At 59.0% G+C, this 17983-nt stretch carries 13 protein-coding genes and 7 pseudogenes; 10 read left to right on the top strand and 10 right to left on the bottom strand.

Annotated elements, in window-relative coordinates:
* Positions 1-93: 93 nt before the first annotated feature.
* The 4 genes from ACP7E0_RS20920 to ACP7E0_RS20935 all read left to right on the top strand — a co-directional run bounded on the left by ACP7E0_RS20920 (position 94) and on the right by ACP7E0_RS20935 (position 4259).
* Entirely contained in the window at positions 94-1566 is a 1473-nt protein-coding gene (locus tag ACP7E0_RS20920) for a mannitol dehydrogenase family protein (protein ID WP_426127464.1), read from the top strand.
* Positions 1563-2753 (top strand): mannonate dehydratase, encoded by a 1191-nt coding sequence (gene uxuA / locus ACP7E0_RS20925; protein WP_426127466.1) that lies wholly within the window; start codon positions 1563-1565, stop codon positions 2751-2753. Before ACP7E0_RS20920 ends, uxuA begins: the two co-directional genes overlap by 4 nt.
* Positions 2754-2765: 12 nt before the next feature.
* Positions 2766-3800, top strand: a complete 1035-nt coding sequence (locus ACP7E0_RS20930; RefSeq protein WP_426127468.1) for a Gfo/Idh/MocA family protein — start codon at positions 2766-2768, stop codon at positions 3798-3800.
* A 336-nt stretch (positions 3801-4136) separates the two neighbouring features.
* Positions 4137-4259, top strand: a complete 123-nt coding sequence (locus ACP7E0_RS20935; protein ID WP_426127470.1) for a hypothetical protein — start codon at positions 4137-4139, stop codon at positions 4257-4259.
* A 543-nt stretch (positions 4260-4802) separates the two neighbouring features.
* On the opposite strand, the gene ACP7E0_RS20940 is transcribed toward ACP7E0_RS20935, so the two are convergent.
* Positions 4803-6053 (bottom strand): glycosyltransferase, encoded by a 1251-nt coding sequence (locus ACP7E0_RS20940; RefSeq protein WP_426127660.1) that lies wholly within the window; start codon positions 6051-6053, stop codon positions 4803-4805.
* Positions 6054-6296: 243 nt separating this feature from the next.
* Between ACP7E0_RS20940 and ACP7E0_RS20945 the strand changes: the two genes are divergently transcribed.
* Entirely contained in the window at positions 6297-6539 is a 243-nt protein-coding gene (locus ACP7E0_RS20945) for a BON domain-containing protein (protein WP_426127472.1), read from the top strand.
* A gap of 195 nt (positions 6540-6734) precedes the next feature.
* On the opposite strand, the gene ACP7E0_RS20950 is transcribed toward ACP7E0_RS20945, so the two are convergent.
* From ACP7E0_RS20950 to ACP7E0_RS20965, 4 genes and pseudogenes are all read right to left on the bottom strand, one after another.
* Positions 6735-8618 carry a potassium transporter Kup gene (locus ACP7E0_RS20950; RefSeq protein ID WP_426127662.1) on the bottom strand — a complete coding sequence of 628 codons (1884 nt, stop codon included), beginning with the start codon at positions 8616-8618 and terminating at the stop codon, positions 6735-6737.
* A 792-nt stretch (positions 8619-9410) separates the two neighbouring features.
* Positions 9411-10142, bottom strand: coding sequence for a dienelactone hydrolase family protein (locus tag ACP7E0_RS20955; RefSeq protein ID WP_426127473.1), 732 nt, complete (start codon positions 10140-10142; stop codon positions 9411-9413).
* Between the two features lie 705 nt (positions 10143-10847).
* On the bottom strand, positions 10848-12758 hold the full coding sequence (locus ACP7E0_RS20960; protein WP_426127474.1) for a PhoX family protein: 1911 nt from the start codon (positions 12756-12758) through the stop codon (positions 10848-10850).
* A 223-nt stretch (positions 12759-12981) separates the two neighbouring features.
* A pseudogene (locus tag ACP7E0_RS20965) lies at positions 12982-13122 on the bottom strand (IS110 family transposase); the annotation flags it as partial.
* Here ACP7E0_RS20965 and ACP7E0_RS20970 point away from each other — a divergent pair.
* Together ACP7E0_RS20970 and ACP7E0_RS20975 are read left to right on the top strand one after the other, a co-directional pair.
* Positions 13088-13459: pseudogene (locus tag ACP7E0_RS20970) on the top strand (aminotransferase class III-fold pyridoxal phosphate-dependent enzyme); the annotation flags it as partial. The pseudogenes ACP7E0_RS20965 and ACP7E0_RS20970 overlap by 35 nt on opposite strands.
* A gap of 11 nt (positions 13460-13470) precedes the next feature.
* Positions 13471-13612 (top strand): annotated as a pseudogene (locus tag ACP7E0_RS20975) (Zn-dependent oxidoreductase); the annotation flags it as partial.
* A gap of 54 nt (positions 13613-13666) precedes the next feature.
* Here ACP7E0_RS20975 and ACP7E0_RS20980 read toward each other — a convergent pair.
* Positions 13667-14328, bottom strand: a pseudogene (locus tag ACP7E0_RS20980) (NADP-dependent oxidoreductase); the annotation flags it as partial.
* A 49-nt stretch (positions 14329-14377) separates the two neighbouring features.
* Here ACP7E0_RS20980 and ACP7E0_RS20985 point away from each other — a divergent pair.
* Positions 14378-14521, top strand: a complete 144-nt coding sequence (locus ACP7E0_RS20985) for a DUF1330 domain-containing protein (RefSeq protein ID WP_426127664.1) — start codon at positions 14378-14380, stop codon at positions 14519-14521.
* 73 nt (positions 14522-14594) lie between these two features.
* Positions 14595-14705, top strand: a pseudogene (locus ACP7E0_RS20990) (DNA polymerase IV); the annotation flags it as partial.
* A gap of 303 nt (positions 14706-15008) precedes the next feature.
* On the opposite strand, the pseudogene ACP7E0_RS20995 reads toward ACP7E0_RS20990, so the two are convergent.
* The 4 genes and pseudogenes from ACP7E0_RS20995 to ACP7E0_RS21010 all read right to left on the bottom strand — a co-directional run.
* Positions 15009-15329: pseudogene (locus tag ACP7E0_RS20995) on the bottom strand (2-hydroxychromene-2-carboxylate isomerase); the annotation flags it as partial.
* Positions 15330-15418: 89 nt separating this feature from the next.
* Positions 15419-15715 (bottom strand): annotated as a pseudogene (locus tag ACP7E0_RS21000) (LLM class flavin-dependent oxidoreductase); the annotation flags it as partial.
* A gap of 55 nt (positions 15716-15770) precedes the next feature.
* Positions 15771-16388, bottom strand: coding sequence for an alpha/beta hydrolase (locus tag ACP7E0_RS21005; RefSeq protein ID WP_426127476.1), 618 nt, complete (start codon positions 16386-16388; stop codon positions 15771-15773).
* A 26-nt stretch (positions 16389-16414) separates the two neighbouring features.
* On the bottom strand, positions 16415-16564 hold the full coding sequence (locus ACP7E0_RS21010) for a hypothetical protein (protein WP_426127477.1): 150 nt from the start codon (positions 16562-16564) through the stop codon (positions 16415-16417).
* 369 nt (positions 16565-16933) lie between these two features.
* Between ACP7E0_RS21010 and ACP7E0_RS21015 the strand changes: the two genes are divergently transcribed.
* A complete protein-coding gene (locus tag ACP7E0_RS21015) occupies positions 16934-17983 on the top strand; it encodes a helix-turn-helix domain-containing protein (RefSeq protein ID WP_426127479.1) in 1050 nt (349 codons plus the stop codon).

Here is a 17983-nt window from a genome sequence, read left to right on the forward strand (position 1 = left end):
GATGACTTTTGCTTGACCCTGAGAGAAGGCTTGGGCACTAAATAGGATCAAGCGTAGGAGGAGAGCTATGTTCAGTCATTTTGAGGGCAGCCCATGAGCGCCCCTGCCATCCTGTCAAACAGCACGCTTGCCGCTGTTGCGGCTGACATCGCGTGCCCAGGCTACAACCGCGCACAAGCGCAGCCCGGTATCGTCCATCTCGGCCTCGGCGCCTTCCATCGCGCACACCAGGCGGTGTTCGTCGATGACTGCCTGAACAGCGGCGAGCCTGGCTGGGGCATTATTGGGGCTTCGTTGCGCAGCCGCGACACACGCGATGCGCTCGGCCCCCAAGACGGGCTGTATACCCTCTCCATCGTCGATGAATCCGGCGAGACACTGCGCGTCATCGGATCGATCCTGTCTTCGCTGGTTGCACCTGAAAACCCGGCTGCGCTGCTTGACGCGATGACGGAACCCGGCATCAGGATCGTCACGATCACCGTCACGGAAAAAGCCTATCTTCGTGACGCTTCGGGAGATCTCGACTTTTCCCATCCCGAAATTGCCTGGGATCTTGCAAATCCAGGTCAACCCCGCACAGTTCATGGCTTCCTCATCGAAGCGATCGCCCGGCGCCGGGCTGCAGGGATAGCACCGTTCACCGTACTTTCCTGCGACAATCTTCCTGCGAACGGCGCGACGTTGAGGCGCCTTGCCGTCGCTTTCGCAATGGCGCGCGATGCCGATCTGGGCGGCTTTGTCGAGCGCGAAGTCGCCTTCCCCTCCAGCATGGTGGACCGAATCGTGCCGGCGACGACGGACGAGGACCGGGACCGTGTTTCGCAAAAGCTCGGCGCCCGCGACGCCTGGCCGGTGACGACGGAGCCCTTCCTGCAATGGGTCATCGAAGACGACTTTCCCTCCGGTCGCCCGGGCTGGGAACGGTTCGGGGTCCAGATGGTGAAGGACGTCGCGCCGTTCGAAGAGATGAAGCTCCGGCTTTTGAACGGCTCGCACTCCTCAATCGCATATCTCGGCCTCCTGATGAACAAGCCAACCGTTTGCGACGCCTTCGCCGACCCGCTCATCCGGCAATTCGTGTTGCGTTTCTGGAGCGAGGCGATCGCTTCCCTTCCCGCGGATGCCGGTCTGGACCCGGCGGCCTACACGGCGGAGCTGGCAAAGCGCTACGACAACCCGGCGATCCGGCACCGCACGGCGCAGATTGCCAATGACGGCAGCCAGAAACTGCCGCAGCGCGTGATCGCCGCTGCGCTCAATCGGATGGAAGCGGGTGCTCCGGTCGGGCACTTGATGCTGGCGCCGGCGGCATGGCTTGCCGCAGCCGAGGCCCGCGGGCGAGAACTCCCGGCAGGACATTTCACGGACCCGTTGGACAGCGCGCTCGCCGATATTTTCACGACGCACGCCAACGCCATGGAAATCGCTGATGCCGCATTCGACGCAACAGGTTTCGCGGCCGGTTCGCCGTACCGGCCGGAGCTTGTCCGCATGACCGCCGGTCACCTGGTTTCGCTGCGGCGAAACGGAGCCGAAGCCACTTTAAAGGAGCTTTTCACATGAAGGAAACGTGGCGCTGGTTCGGTCCGGACGACACGGTGACGCTGGCGCATGTGCGCCAGGCGGGTGCCAGCGGTATCGTCAGTGCGCTCCATCACCTGAACGACGGCCGCGCCTGGCCGGCGGACGAAATTGCCAAGCGCAAGGCGGAGATCGAAGCTGGGGGACTGAGCTGGGACGTGGTGGAAAGCATCATCGTGCATGAGGACGTGAAGACGCGCACGGGCCGCTACAAGGAATACATCGAAAGCTACAAGCAGTCGATCAGGGCCATCGCCGCCGCCGGCATCAAGACGCTCTGCTACAATTTCATGGCGATCACCGACTGGACGCGCACCGACCTACACGCACCGATGCCGCATGGCGGCGATGCGCTTCGTTTCGACATTGTCGATTTCTGCGCCTACGACGTTCTCGTTCTGAAGCGTGAAGGTGCCGAAGCGGACCATCCACCCACCCGCCTCGCCGAAGCGGCGAAGCGTCTCGCCCGGATGAGCGAAAGCGATCTCGCGCGGCTGGAAAATAATCTGATCGGCTGGGTGCCGGCGCGCGAATTCGTCTTCGACCGCGACAGCTTCCGCAAGGCACTTGCCGGCTATGCCGACCTGACTGTCGATGGCCTGCGCGAAAACCTCTTCGCCTTCCTGCGCGAGATCGTACCCGTCGCCGAAGAGGTCGGCGTGCGCATGGCGATCCATCCCGACGACCCCTCCTTTCCGATTTTCGGCCTGCCGCGCGTCGTGTCAAGCGCATCGGACGCAAAGGCAGTGTTGGATGCGGTCGGATCACCGGCCAACGGCCTCACGCTGTGCACCGGCTCCTACGGTTCGAATGCAGCGAACGACCTGCCGAAGATGGCGCGCGATTTCGGCAGCAGAATTCATTTCGCCCACTTGCGAAACGTCACGAAGGAGCCTGACGGCTCGTTTCATGAGGCTGAGCATCTAGCAGGTAACACCGACATGGTGCGCGTGGTCGCCGCGCTGATGCGGGAGGAAGCCCGCCGCAAGGGCGACGGCAGTACGGACTGGCAAATCCCGATGCGCCCCGACCACGGCCATGCCATCGTTGACGACATCGGCAAGAAGGTGAACCCGGGCTATTCCTGCATCGGGCGGCTGAAGGGGCTCGCGGAACTTCGCGGCATTCAGACGACGCTTCAGGCCACCGGAATACCCGACTGGCTATAGGAGGTATCGTCGATGGTGGCCCCAACCCGAAAACTGCGCACCGGCATTATCGGCCTTGGAATGGCATCGGCGCCGCATGCGCTGAGCCTGCTCGACCTTAAAGACAAGGTCGATATCGCTGGCGCCTTCAGCCCGACCGAGACGCGGCGCACCGCTTTTGCGCAGCGGTACGGCCTGCCGGTCGTCGACAGCGCCGATGCGATCTTCGACGATCCGTCCATCGACTACGTCGTCATCCTGACACCGCCAAGCACACATCTGGAGCTGGTAAAGCGCGCGGCGAAGGCCGGCAAGCAGGTACTTCTGGAGAAGCCGCTCGAAATTTCCCTGACGCGATCACGGCAGGTTGTCGAAACGGCCGAGCGGGCCGCGATCAAACTCGGTGTGGTTCTACAACGCCGGTTTTGTCCCGCTATCGCCGAGACGGCGCGACTGATCGCCGAAGGAAAGCTGGGCGAAATCGTTTCCGCATCCATGCGGCTCGGCAATTGGCGTCCGCAAAGCTATTATGACGAGCCGGGTCGCGGAACCTTGGCACGTGACGGCGGCGGGGTTCTGCTAACCCAGGCGATCCATACCATCGATCAACTGATCGTATTGGCGGGATTGCCGACGCAAGTCACCGGCTTCGCCGTCACAAGCCCCGTGCACAGCATGGAAACGGAAGACGTCGTCCACGCTGCGCTTCGCTTTAGCAACGGCGCGCTCGGTGCCCTCAGCGCAACCACCGCCGCCTATCCGGGCTTTCCCGATGTGATCGAGATTCTTGGCACCCTCGGCACGGTACGGGTCGAAGGCGACCGCTGCATCATCAATCTGACGGACGGGCGTAACATCGAGCTGCAGGACGATTCCACGAACGGCGGCAGCGGCGCAGATCCCATGGCCTTTTCCCATGTCAACCATCGTGCCGTGCACGAGGATTTTTTGAATGCGATTACAACGGATCGGCAGCCGCTCGTCTCTGGCGTCGAAGCGCTCAAGGCACATCGGCTCATCGACGCCATCCTGCGTGCCTCTACCTCGGGTAAGGTCGTACGGGTCTGAAGCGCGTCAAGTTCGGAATTTTGGCGGGGTCACTGGTCGCCGGATTGGGCGGATATATGATCTTGAGGGTCAGCGGCCGTAGGCCCGCCAGAGTCGCGGAGCGCGAGCGGGTTCAGCCCAGCCAGCCAAGCACGCCCGCGACAACAAAGGAAATCTGAACGATGGCTACGGCAACCAGCGCCATCCACATGAGGTTCATTCCGCGGCCCTTGAAGGTCAAGTGTCGTCCTTCCGCTCACTATGTCGCAGTCGAAAATACCGGCATAGCCAACCCTACCGCGATTGGCAACCCGAGCCCATATCTGATGTCGGTCGCGCATAGACTGGAAGAAGATCATGATACACCAGCCGCACGGGCCCGAACACGAAAGCCTTGCCAAAATTGCCCTGTTGATCGGCACCATGGCGTTGCTCGTTAGCTTGGCGGCCAGCCTGGCGCTGGCACTATGGCTTCTTTAAACGCGACGTAATGACTTACCACTCTAGTTTGGAATTCAAGGATGTCACGCGACAGTTCCGGCCCTGGGGTGACATAGACGGGGAACACCGTCGATGCTTTCGCCAAGCATTCCTACCAGGAGAACTCAAAAGGGAATTGTTTGCGTCAGATTACTTGAAGCCCGTGCCGTGGAATTCGAACGCTCCCGCCAGAGGGACTTCCTTCCTCCTGACAGGAGGAAGGCCTCGTCGCCGCTTCCAAAACTGGCGGACCGGGCTTTCGGGTCTCACAAGGTCCGCCGCTTTCCTTGCTGCTGAAACAAGCGAACGCATTGCCATGTCAACACATAAAAGACCGCGCGGCATAGAGCGGCGAGCCGGCCAGCAAGCGTATTTGCACGCCCGCCCGCATTGGCATCAAAGTTAGGAATAGACGTGGGGATGACACGAGAAGTAGCCGGCGGAGGTGACCGCTGGCCTAAAGCTTGCACCTGACGTTGCCGCCTTGGGTACCAGGCTCTCGACGTGGCAAGTGCCGGCCCTGCAGGGCGCTGATCACGGACTTCACGGCTCCGCAAGACGATTGTTTGCAGCGGCCTCAATGAACCGCACGGCGGTTGCAACACCGTCCTCTTCCCGGATCATGGAGCCGAGCGCGTCAGCCTGGTGCCGCATAAGCGGGTCATCCATAGCTGCGATTGCTGCTGTCAGGCGCTCAACGGATAGTGCTCTACGGTTGAGAGGAAACCCAACACCGAGTTCCTGCACCCGCCTTGCCCAGAAAGGCTGATCGCCGAAGAATGGGCAGATGACCATGGGCTTGCCGGCTCGAAGAGATGCCGCGGTGGTTCCGGCTCCGCCATGGTGGATGATCGCGTGCATATGGGGAAACAACCTGTCGTGAGGAGCGTCACGGATAATGTGAACGTGTCGGGCCCTTTGTTCGGCGGAAAGGGCCCCGCCTCCAAAGGCCAATACACCCCGCTTGCCCGCCCTTGCGAGAGCTTCGAAAACAGTGGCCGTCATGCGATCTGGATCCAACCCGGGCATGCTTCCGAAGCCGACATAAATCGGCGGCTGCCCTTCCGCGAGGAAGGCTTCCAAGTCGTCTGGCGGTCGCCAGCTCTTGCTGTCGAGAAACCAGTAGCCGCTCACCAGGACGTCCCTGCACCAGTCCGGAGGGACCGGAACCGCATGGCTACTGTAGGCGTAGAGCGTGCCGCTCGAAGCAACAGCAGGCGTCCTCCGTTGCGTCAAGCCAAGTTGTTCCGACCTCCAGGCCGAAAGGATCTTGCCGAACAGTAGGTCGGCGCCCCTGATGGCCGCGATATGGCTGATCCGGTTGAGCCAGCCCAGATCCTTGAAGGGCAACATTGGGCTGGGAAAGGCAGACGTTGGCGTAAAGCCAGGCAGGGGCGAAGCCAAAACAAATGGGCGCTGAAGAGCCTCCGCCATGTGTGGTACCGCGATGGCTTTCGGGTGATATACGAAGATGTCGGGCGTAAACGCTTGGGCTGCTTTCCATTCCGCGTCGAGCAAGGCTCGCATCATCGGACGGACGTGCTTCAGAAGCTTGAGACCGGCGCCGAACCCTCGGCCGCTGGCAATCGCGGCCTTTCCTTCCGGGGTATCAAGAAGAGCAAGGAACTGTCCCGGCAACGGGGCGAAGGCGATGCCGTGTGTTCGAACCATACTTTCGAACTGATCCGGGGCGGCAAGCTGTACGCGGTGGCCCCGCTCGATCAATCCCAATGCCAAAGCGATATAGGGCTGAACGTCTCCTCGCGTACCGAGCGTATGAATAGCTACTTTCATCGTGCTGTCTTGCCTTACCTCAATGCGAGCGGACACGGTTCGGAATGGAACAGCTTGCTCAACAACCATTCGCCGAATCCTTAGCTGCCAGAAAATATGACTTGGAACTGTAGGTGTGAAGTGTTTGCGCACCCCAAACCATGAACGTGACATACGAGTCAAAACCTGACAACATGAACGGCAGATGAACGAAATCTGTCACCGAGACCGGTTCTCCAAAAAGGAGCTACCGTCATATTTTCTTTGTTCGGCCCGGCTGCCAGCCTTAAGGATACTCGGTATTCAAGCCTTGCAGCCTCTGTCACGTCGGCCATCGCCTATGGTGCAGGCATGGAGAATGTCCGCATCACCGCTCGCGCCGAATACGGAATTGTCCGGCTTGAAGGAACTGCGCCAACGTTGACGATCGCAGACCGCGCGGTCGAGATTGCAGTCGGGGTGGCCGGATGCAACGTTCGCAGCGTTATCACTTTGAGCCACCACTAAATCGACAGACGGCCCTCTCAACCCAGGCGACCAGTGTAGGTCACGGTGATGAGTCCTAAATGGACGCCGGCGGCGACAGATTTATTTACGGCCGCTGAAATCCGCAGGACCCTGCGGGCTTACACACTCGCCACTTTGGTGGCGTTGTTCATCCAATGGTTCTCGAACGCGACTTCGTGAGCGACAGCGTCCGGATCAGATCGTGACCTGAATTCCAAGCTCGACCACTCGGCCCGTCGGAAGTTGGAAGTATTCGGTAGCGTTGCTGGCATTCCGGGCGAGGCCAATGAATACACGATCCTGCCAAAGAGGCATTCCGCCCTTCACCGATGGCTTGATGGTCCGGCGCGACAAAAAGAACGACGTCGACATGATATCGAACTTCCAGCCGAGTTTTCGTGCGAGCGCAAGAGCCTTCGGAATGTTTGGCGTCTCCATATAGCCGAAGGTGATGACGGCGCGGCTAAACAGCGGATTGAAGCTCTCAAAACGAATCTTCTCGTCGTCCGGCACGATCGGCGAACTGGATGTTACCACACTCAGAATCACGTTGTGTTCGTGCAGGACTTTGTAGTGCTTGAGGCTATGGAGGAGAGCGGTTGGCGCCCCTTCGACCTCGCTGGTGAGAAAGATCGCCGTTCCGGGAACCGTGTTGGGCTTCTTCTTCGTCAGATTGTCGAGAAGGAAGTTGAGCGGCACATCGTCGGCTTTGGTCCTGTCCGACAGCAGCTTGCGTCCCGATATCCAAGTCTGCATCAGGAAGCCGATGAAGATGGCGACAACCGCTGGCACCCAGCCGCCTTGGGCGAATTTCGCGACATTGGCAGCGAAGAACCCGGCATCGATGATGAGCAGCGGGATGACAACTGCGAGTGCCGCCAAGAGCCGCCAGCGCCATATCTGCCGCATCACGACGAGAAGCAGAACGGCCGTCACGAGCATCTCCCCTGTCACTGCGATCCCGTAGGCCGCGGAAAGGGCACTCGAGCTTTTGAAGCCGATTACGAGCAGGACGACGGAGATCAACAGCAGGAAGTTGACCTGTGGCATGAAGATCTGCCCGGCCTGTGATTCAGAGGTGTGGAGCACGGTGAAACGGGGTAGCAGGTTGAGGTGCATCGCCTGGCTCATGAGCGAGAATGCACCTGAAATCACCGCCTGGCTGGCAATGACGGTCGCCATCGTGGCCAACACCACCATCGGCAGCAGTGCCCATTCGGGCTGCATCTCGAAGAAGGGATGCTCGACGGACTGAAGATGGGTCAGCACGAAAGCTCCCTGCCCGAAATAGTTCAACAGAAGGCATGGAAACACCAGCGCGAACCAGGCGAAGACGATCGGTCGGCGGCCGAAATGCCCGAGGTCGACATAGAGGGCTTCCGCACCTGTGACGGCCAGAAAGACCGCGCCGAGCACGGCGATGGCAATATGCGAATGGTCGATCAGGAAGCGGACACCATAGTATGGATTGAGAGCGACCAAAACGCCGGGCGCTTCAAAGATATGAAAGAGGCCCGAGACGCCGAGTGCCAGAAACCACAGCGCGGTGATCGGTCCGAATACAGAGGCCACGCGACCGGTCCCAAATCTCTGGACAAAGAAAAGCGCGACGATAATGCACAATGTGATCGGCACGACCCAATCGGCGAGCTGTGGCGCAAGGACCTCCAGTCCTTCAACGGCCGAGAGAACAGAAATTGCCGGGGTGATGATGGCGTCACCCAGAAACAATGATGCACCGATGATGCCAAGGACCAGGACCCAGACAGGACGACCCTTCAAGCTGTTTCGGGCAAGTGTCATCAAGGAAAGCGTGCCGCCTTCTCCCTTGTTGTCAGCCTTCAAAACAAAGCCAACATATTTCACCGTGACGACAATGGTCAGCGCCCAGACGATCAGGGAAAGAAGCCCGAGAATCTCAGTGACGGTTCCGCCGGCGGACTGCTTGGATGCGTGAAGCGCCTCGCGGAAGGCATAGATCGGGCTGGTACCGATATCGCCGTAGACGACTCCGATCGCCCCTAAAACCAGAATGCGGAAGTTCTTTCTCTCGGAATGGGTGTTTTCGCTAACGTCCAGCTTTGGATTAGGTGTCAACCCCGACCTCCTTTTGCAGTGAGCAAAAAGCTCTACAGAAAGACCCCCCATTACTCAACTGCTAGCAGCAGATGACCTATGAATTGCGGCGTATGCCCTCCCGCGCGCGCTCGGCCGCAGCGTGATGGCTGAAGTCACCGCGGGACCAATGGGAGGCAATCTACAAGGGTTTGGGCTTTTCCGAGGCAGCGGCCCGCTCCGGCATGAACATGACGGCTGTCAACCTAGATGGCGACTTTGGCAAGCCCACAGAGCACGAGCGCGGCCACGTCACACTCCAGGACATCATCGCTGCAGCCGTCGCCGGGCCGGCGGGCTCATCCAACGTTGTATAGCTGGCTGTCGCATAAGGCGCGAGACATACGCGACTGCCGAAAGTAAGGAGGCGTCAAAGCCGTCTTTCAACCGCAGTCGAAAGGAATTATTCGGAAAGCTACTTCAGAAAAGGCATTCGCCCGCGCCGGAAATCGATCGCAAGATCTGGCCTGATCAGGAATCGGGTGGCCACAAAAGTCAAACCTGTGCATGCTATGAGCCAGCTCAGGAGCTGGTAGATGACAACCGCTTAGCCCTTTGCGTGAAGGAAATGATTAGCGATGGTTGAGCGTATTGGCGTCTTTTGTGTTTCCTATGGGGAACAACAACTGTAAGAGAAATGCGCATCGACATTTCCCCGATGTGGGTCAGTCATCGGGTCGCCGCGCTAATGCGCCGAGGTGCACCGTTTTCACTATCCGCCCATGGCCTGAATGTTTCTAAGATCGATTGACAGGTTTACTCAGGCGCTAACTCAAGGCGCTGTTTCACAAGCCAAGCCCAAAGCTCGGGATCATTTAAGGCGGCCCACTCGACCCCCGAGTGGTCGACGCCCTCCAGAACACTCAAACGAGCATTGCGCTTCAGACCCACAAGGCGCTCATAAAGCACGACTGAATCCGACAAAGGGATGACATTATCGTTCGTGCCGTGGAACACCCAGAAGGCTGCCTTTTCATTTGTCCTGCTCAGGTAGTGGCGGTTACCGCCGCCAGCGATCGGAACGACAGCGGCGAATGTTCCGGGAAACTGTTCTGCCATGGCCCAACTACCGAAACCGCCGCGGCTGAACCCCACGACATAAACGCGCGCGCGATCGACGCGATACTTCGACATAACTTCTTCGAGAGCCGCCTCCACTTTCTCGATGGGATAAAGCAGCTCTTCGCTGGGATTCTGAGGCGAAAAAACTAGGAAGGGGAATGTCTTTCCATCCTCGATCAATTTTGGAATGCCACTCGATCTAACTTTCTCGATATCGGTCCCGCCCTGATCGCCGCCGTGTAGCCACACAACAAGCGGATACGAGTTGCTGGACGACGCATAGTCGTCTGGCGTGTACATCAGATAATTGAGATCATTCTTTATGCTGGCGCTCGACGTCGCTGCCAACTGCTCGGCATGCGCCGCGCCTGCGCTGCACACTCCAATTACGGCCGTGAAAGCCAGTGCCATGATGTTCCGCGTCATTCGACCTCCTCCTTCATGATGTTTCGCCTGTAACATCACATGGAGCCGAAGAACCAGAACTCAAGCCCTCCGAGGATGGAACCGTTGGTTCGGGGAGGGCTCTCGCGGGAAACCCTGGCAATCGCGGAAGCGCAACGGATCGAGTGTGTCCGATACCGAAATTCCGACCGATTGGATATGGAGATGAAGCCAGATACCAGGGCCTTTAAAGCCCTACAAAAAATTCAGTCTGCCAAGCGTCCTCCGACATGTCTTGGTCCGGCGCTTTCCTGACGCGACCACTGGCAAGGCAGACCAACGGTTTCCAGTAGCGCTCGCGGGTGGTGTGAATGACCAAAATGAAGGCGGAAAGCAGCCTAAGCTCTGGACGATAACAGAATGTCCGCTCGGTCTGGAAGCGCTCTATCACTCCAAGCTCCTGATGAGTTTAGAACCATCGACCACTACGTTGCCAATCATCTGAAATCCGGTTGCACAGCAGACTTTCCTTTACGAATTCATCCAAAGGCTAGCGGTTGCGGTTCGACAAACGCGCGCGTTTTTACTGACCAAACTTTCGATGTGATTTCTGGTTAGTGAAGCTGATCGATTATTACTGCAACCCCGGTTGAATGTATCCCGTGACAACCCGTCGAAAAAATCGACGGGTTGTCAGCAGCCCGAAGGCGCTGATGTCGGCGCCCCCGTTATCGAGACACCTATTTACTAACCAACAAGCGCGTTATCGTCACGCTTGACGGCAACGATCGTCGAACGCGGCAGCTTGCCTTCGCCGTCCGGGAAGGGCGCGCTGGGGTGCTGGATGCCGACGAACATCGTCCGCTTGTCGCCGGACCAGGTCATGCCGGTCACTTCACCGCCCTTTGGACCGGTGAGGAAGCGCTCGATGCGGCCGGTTGCCGGATCGCCGGCGAGCATCTGGTTGTTGCCCTGACCAACGAAATCGCCCTCGTTCGAATCCTCGCCGTCCGTCTGGATCCAAAGGAGACCGGTCGAATCGAACATCATACCGTCCGGCGAGTTGAACATGTTGCCGGCATTGATGTTGGACGAACCGGCATACGCGTCGTCCTTGTGGACGCCCGGGTTGCCGGCCATGACGAATAGGTCCCACTTGAACTTGTCGTCGGCATGGTCGTCGTTTTCCGGATACCATCGCACGATCTGGCCGAACTCGTTGCTTTCGCGCGGGTTGACGGCACTGAGTTCCATGACGTCGCCGCCGGCATTGGTGCGCATCTTGCCGTCTTTGAGGACGCCGCGATGGCTGTTGTTGGTCAGTGCGCAATAGGCTTCGATGGCGACCGGGTTGACCGCGACCCATTCCGGGCGGTCCATGGTGGTAGCGCCAACCTTCGAGGCGGCCTGGCGGGTGAAGACGGCGATTTCGTCCGCCTTCATGCCAGTGGTTTCCGGTGTCAGAGCCAGCCATTCGCCGGTGCCTTCGTCGGAAAACTTGGCGACGTAGAGCGTGCCTTCGTCGAGCAGCTTCGAGGTGTCGCCACCCGGCACATAGATGCCGTTGGAAATATACTTGTAAAGAAATTCGCCACGCTCGTCGTCGCCCATATAGACGACTACGCGACCGTCGCGGGCAATCACTACGGCGGCGTTTTCATGCTTGATGCGGCCGAGCGCGGTGCGCTTGATCGGCGTAGAGGACGAGTCCGTCGGATCGACCTCGACGACATAACCGGCGCGGCGCGGTTCGTTCGGATTCTTCGATACGTCGAAACGCTCGTCGAACTGCTCATAGCCGTAGCGGGTCTCGGCGACGATACCATAGCGCTTGAAGTCGTCCGGCATCTTGAAGTTCGTGTCCGTCGAGCCGAAGTAGCCGTTGAAGTTCTCTTCGCAGGTGAGGTAGGTGCCCCAAGGGGTCTTGCCGGCGCCGCAGTTGTTGAACGTCCCGAGACAGTCGACACCGTTCGGATCGGCAGCCGTCTTAACGAGGCTGGAGCCGACCGCCGGGCCCGAAAGTTTCATCGGTGTGTTATGATGGATGCGACGGTTGAAGGGGCTATTGACGACGATTTTCCAACCGTCGCTGCCTTCGGTTACTTCCATGACGGTCACGCCCTGCATGTTCTGCAGGATCTTTACGTCCTCGAGGCTCTTCGGCATGCCCTTTTCGTTGTTGGGCAGGTTGGTCTCGTTGTTCACATATTCATGGTTGACGGCGATCACCTGGAGATTGCCGATCACGAAGAGTTCCATTCCGTCGGTGTTCTCGCCAAAAACCTTGTCAGAGGCTTCGAGCGACACGCCGTTGGCTGGATCGATGTCGGCGACGTTGGAAAACAGTGGCTGGCCCCACTTTGCGAGCGGCTTCCAGCTGTAGCCTTCCGGCACGTGGACGGTGGTGTCGGTGGCAATGGCGATCGGCTTGAACGGGAAGCGCGATGCGGCTTCCTGTGCCTGGGCTGGAGTCGAGCTCATCAGGTTGCCGACCGAACCCATGGCGACGGCGGCCGAGCCCATGGCCAGGACGCCCAGAAACCCACGACGCGATAAGGCGCGTTCGACGACACGATCGAAATCGGTCAGGGCCGGCGGCGGATTGTGTAATTCGTCCCATTCGTCCCAGGACAGATGGTTCGTGTTGGTGTCACTCATGTTGATCTCCGAGCTTGGAATGGAATGGTTCCAACAAGACATATCTCGACAAAATCACATCCGGATGACGGGTAGCGTCGCCTTAACTTGGGTGTGGCATAGGATGGCCACGATGGAGCCCATTTATTCCGCAGTCGACAGGGTGATTTGACGCTACGTGTGCATGGCGGCATTTCGCAGTTTGCGATGTTCAGCAGTGCTCGTCCGGTTGCGACGAAGATGGATGGCTCACGCGCTCGTTGGTCAACGCCGTGCGCTCGCGCGAGATGCGCCGGCGATCCTCTTCTAGCGCACGCACCAGCGCCTCGCCGTCGATCTTGTCGCTCTTTGCCCGTATCGCCAACCTCGAACTGGTCGATGAACTCCGTCTTGTCGAGAATGCCGGCTATACCGGTGCCTATTTCCGCGCCGAGCTCGCCAAGGCCGTGGGCGGCCACAAGAACGTCGGCGACGTGCGCGGCGACGGGCTGATGGCAGCGGTCGAATTCGTCGAGGACAAGGATGACTGCACGTTCTTCGACGCATCGAAGAAGATCGGCCCACAGGTCTCCGCCGCCCTGCTTGAGCGCGGCGTCATTGGGCGTGCCATGCCACAGGGCGATATCCTCGGCTTTGCCCCACCGCTCTGCCTCACCCGCGTCGAAGCCGACATCATCGTAAAGGCAGCGGGCGGCGCAATCGAGTCCGTTCTCGGCCGCTAAGGGAGGATCGGATGGTTGCTGTTCCTGAAACGATGGCCGCCGTGCGCCTGATGGGTCACGGCGGCCTCGACAAACTGGTCTCTCTGCCGCGACGTGCCGGTGCCTTCCGTGGCACCGGGCGAGGTTCTGATCAGGGTCAGCGCCTGCGGCATGATTCCTTACGCAATTGGCCCCGATCCAAGGTTGGCTCGATATCGGCCGTGTTTATCACGCAGCGACAAGCACGATTTTGCCTTGGACGTTCCCGCGAGAAGCGCGCCGGTGGGCGATCGCGGCGTCTGCCAACGGATCGGTGCTATCCACGATGATGCGAAGGGTGCCGTTTTCCCGCAAGCGACTACCCTCGGCCAGTTGCGTGCCGCTGGAGCGAACCTGTGTCGATGACACCGTGATCCCGCCTCTTGCCGCTTCTTCATGGCCAGAAAAGCCGAGAGAATTGACGAGATACAGTGCACCGCCCTACTACAGGACCGTCAACCAGCGTCCATGTTCGCACCACCCACAGCATCGACGACAAGGCCACCTCCTCTGCAACCGTTTCAGCAGCCGTCCTGGTGTAATCGATGAACGCGTCTGCGCCCAACTCACGCAGCAGCCTCATGCTTGCCGGATGCGACAGCGATCACGCGCGCCCCTTTCCACTTCGCCACCTGAACCGCCAGATGTCCGACGCCGCCTCCAGCGCCATTCACCAAAACCGATTTCCCATCGAGGGCGATCGGTACATGGCGGAACGACAGGAACGGGTTTGCGGCGTCATGGCCGAGGTCCACTAGAAACTGCCAGGCCGTCAGCAGTGACATGGGGGCGCCGGCCGCCAGAACGTGATCGATTCCAGCGGGCTTTAACGCCAGTTCAGATGCCGGCAACCGCTGCCTTTCGTAAGATCCTCCCGCTTGAGACGCTGGAAGGTCTTCAATTCAGGGGGCCGTCATCCTGGAGTTTCCCGACATGGCGGCAGCTCGCTTTTGGTATGGAAGTGCCGAATATCAGGCGGCAGCCGCACACCGCTTCCGGGGCGCGAGATATCGCGGCTTCATAATTGAAGGCCGTGAGCCCTAGGGTACCGTGATTGGCGTCTCCGGCCGTAATTCGTCTTTCCAGGCTTCTAACACCGTCTCGCAGTCGGCAACGGCTCGCCTCTGTGTTCGCGTTCAAACGTCCGGTGCCGCTCCTCGGGATCACCCTTTCGTCGCTCGACACCGAAGAGAGCGGGCAAGAACCGCAGCTAGCTCTCGGGCTCTGATCAGCAAGTCCGCAAAACGAAAAAGCCTGCCGCGGGAGGAGGTGCGGCAGGCTTTCCGAAAAAAACCGAACAGCAGCTGGGAGGAGGAGTGCCGCTGTTCCGACAGACGTCCCTTGGGAGGAGGAGTGGGCCGTCTGAAATCGAAGCTGTGCGGGAGGAGGTGCATCGCTTCGATGAAACCAAGATACCCTTTCTCTCCGCACATTAAATAGACTTTGCTGCAACGCAGCTATGCGGAAAATGCACGGCCTCTCCCCGACGAAAGAAATCTCCAACTCAGGGCTTCGTGGCAGGCCAGATAGTCAGGCCGATCCAATCCTTGCCATCAAGATAGGCGGCAATGACCATGAGCGACGCCGGGGCCGGGTCACTCAACTCTGGGCGGTTATCGAGGATCAGTTCCTTGCCGCGCAGACGCGCCCACCTTTTCAGATCCCGTACCCAATAGCTGCGCCGAACCTCGGGGCGGTTTCGTGAAAATATCCCGCCATTCTCCTCAACCACCGTTGTCAGATATGGCCGGATTTCGACGCCGTTCTTCGCAGCGATTTCAACGAAGGGATCAAAGCCGATGTAGGACCAAGGCGAGCCGATGGAGAAAAGGTATTCAACGATTTTAGTCACTGCCTGTCATTCCTGTGAACATTTAGAGTAAAATTGAGCGAGAGATACTCTCACTCATGCCGTTCGAAGCTGTCTGCCCACATCCCTTGTCAGCCGAGTTGCGGCGCGATGAGCGTAAAGAAATCATGGAGAATCTGCCGGTATTCCTGGTCTTCGAACTCGTAGGGAAGCTCTAGCCTGAGTTCGCTGACAAGCGGCAGAATTGGATCGGAAAACAGCTGCTCAAGAATCTGCTCCGCGCAGCCTACTAGATCGCCTGCGTAGAGCGTACGCCGCTCGCCCTGCGGCGTTAGAGTGCGCTCGTGACGCCCAGCCGCATAGTCAAGATAACGCTTGCGGGTCAGAGCGTCGGCGCTGTCGGTCGGCACCATGACACGCCCGAGCCCATCGGCGCCAGCCGCTTCTCGGACCCCATGTCGAGCAAATGAGCAAGTAACTTTCTCAATGGAGCTTACCAAAGCCTGTTGATCCATCTGCGGCCTCATCGCCTTGAGAATAGGTGGGAGTGGCGCGCCGGTTGGCACTGACTTTCCTTCTCAGGAGAGAGAGCAGTCCATATCCCCCCTTCCATCGTCCAAAGCCGCTGTCGATATTGATATGCCCTGCATATCCAAGGTCTTTTGTCTGAGTCTTCCACAAGGCACTGTAGAATGACAGGCTTTCGAGAGGCATATAGATATCGTTCAGACTTCCGACCGTGATGGTTGGAAACGGTAGAGCACGGGTCGGCATCCGACCGAAATGGATTGCCCCTGGGTGAAGCTTTTCCGTGGTGGTGAGATCGCAAGGGGCGACGAGCAAGGCTCCCTTGATCAACGATGCCGAAGGAGTGTCCGCGCATTTCGCGGCCAGTAAACAGCCAAGACTGTGGGCAACAATGTAGGCCGGCCCTTCTTGAGCCAGGACCTCCTCAAGCCGTTTCATCCATGCCTCAATCCGGGGAAATTGCCAGTCGTCCTGCTCGACCAGCCGACTTCTTACGTCGTCCTTGAGCCAGAAACGCTGCCAATGTCCGTCATCGGATCCATTCAAACGGGGCAGGATCAATGTGGGTATCATCTGATCTTCTCCGCCTTGGACCGCCTTCAGCTCTGAAAACAGCGAGGGCGCTGTTCGAGGGCGAATATCTCTTCCGAAATTTCGGATATTCGGTCGCGCAGATCACGGCGCGCCCGGTAATCCATGCCACCGCTTCCCGAAAATCCGGCATCATCAAGGTCCAGCTTTGCTTCCAATTGGTCCTTCATGGTTTGGAGGCGGTCTCATCATGTCCTCACATCCGTAACGTGGAAATCCCGCATTCCCACCATCGGTGATAGTGCGAGCATTGTTATCCATGAAAAATAGACTAAGGAAACAGTAGCCTAACCACGGCAGTGATCGCAAAAATTTACGCCGCCGCTCGGGCCATGGCTGGAAAACTGGCCTGAGAAAAATCGGAAGCGCCTGCGAGCCGGTGGCTGACAGGCAGACCAGCTACGCAATGCCCCGGCCCATTTGCACAATATTTGTGGACCTGAAACACGATCAAGGTCGCGCAATGATATCCGTTGCACCATGATGGCCCGGACTATCGACATTGCCATTTTCAACACGGGCCCTTGATGCTGTTTGTCCCCCTCCCCTTCGTCGTCGCCGTGCTACTGGTCGTTTTGTTCGTTATCGTTCTCAAGCGAGATGAAGGCGCGCCGCCAAATGTGCCATTCCTCGCACTTATCCTGCTCAGTGCCTTTCAGTCGCTGCTCTCCGGTCTGCGTTGGGGTTATGCCGTTGAAAGCGTGATGTATATCATGCCGGTCCTCGCGGCCGCCGTGCCGCCGCTCGCCTACACCGGCGTTGCGGGGCTCGTGCGGGAAAGCAGCATGTCCTTGCGCATGCAGATTGGGCTGCACGCGATCCCATCGCTTGTCATTGTCATGCTGGTTGCCGTTTGGCGGGACGCCATCGATGCGATACTGGTGCTAATTTTCGTCGGTTATGCGGTGGCGATCCTGCGCTTGATGCAAGCCGGGACAGATGCCCTGCGCCTTGCCCCCTTCGATGGCGCAGCGCCGGCTTATCGCGCTATTCTCTTTGCCGCATTTGCGCTGCTCCTTTCGGCATCTGTCGATACACTTATTGCTCTCGACCTTGCGTGGACGCACGGCGAATATACCCGGCCGGTGATCACGACCGGAAATCTCGCGGCACTGGCCGTGCTGTCGATCGCTGCCGCAGCCGCCAGCCGAAGCCATAGCCCCATGGGCACGCCCGATGCCGACCTGAAGCCGCAACTGGCCGAAGACAAAGAGACGATGGCTGACATCCAGGCATTGATGGAAACAAAACGCGTCTATCGCGATGCGGACCTCAATCTTGACCGGCTAGCCCGCAAACTCGGCATCCCCGCGCGGCAGATTTCAACGGCGATCAACCGCGCGACGGGCAAGAACGTCTCGCAATATGTCAACGAGCACCGGATCGCCGAGGCCTGCAGCCAGCTGGTGACAACCGAACGGCCCGTGACGGAAATCATGTTCGAGGTTGGCTTCCAGACAAAATCCAACTTCAACCGCGAATTTCGCCGTGTCACCGACATGACGCCTCTCGAATGGCGCGAACGCAACGCAAAACCGACCTCAATCGCGATCGAGTACGGCCGCAAACGCGTTTGA

Origin of the sequence: Pararhizobium sp. PWRC1-1 (assembly GCF_049897905.1) — a bacterium.
Taxonomy (GTDB): Bacteria; Pseudomonadota; Alphaproteobacteria; order Rhizobiales; family Rhizobiaceae; genus Pararhizobium.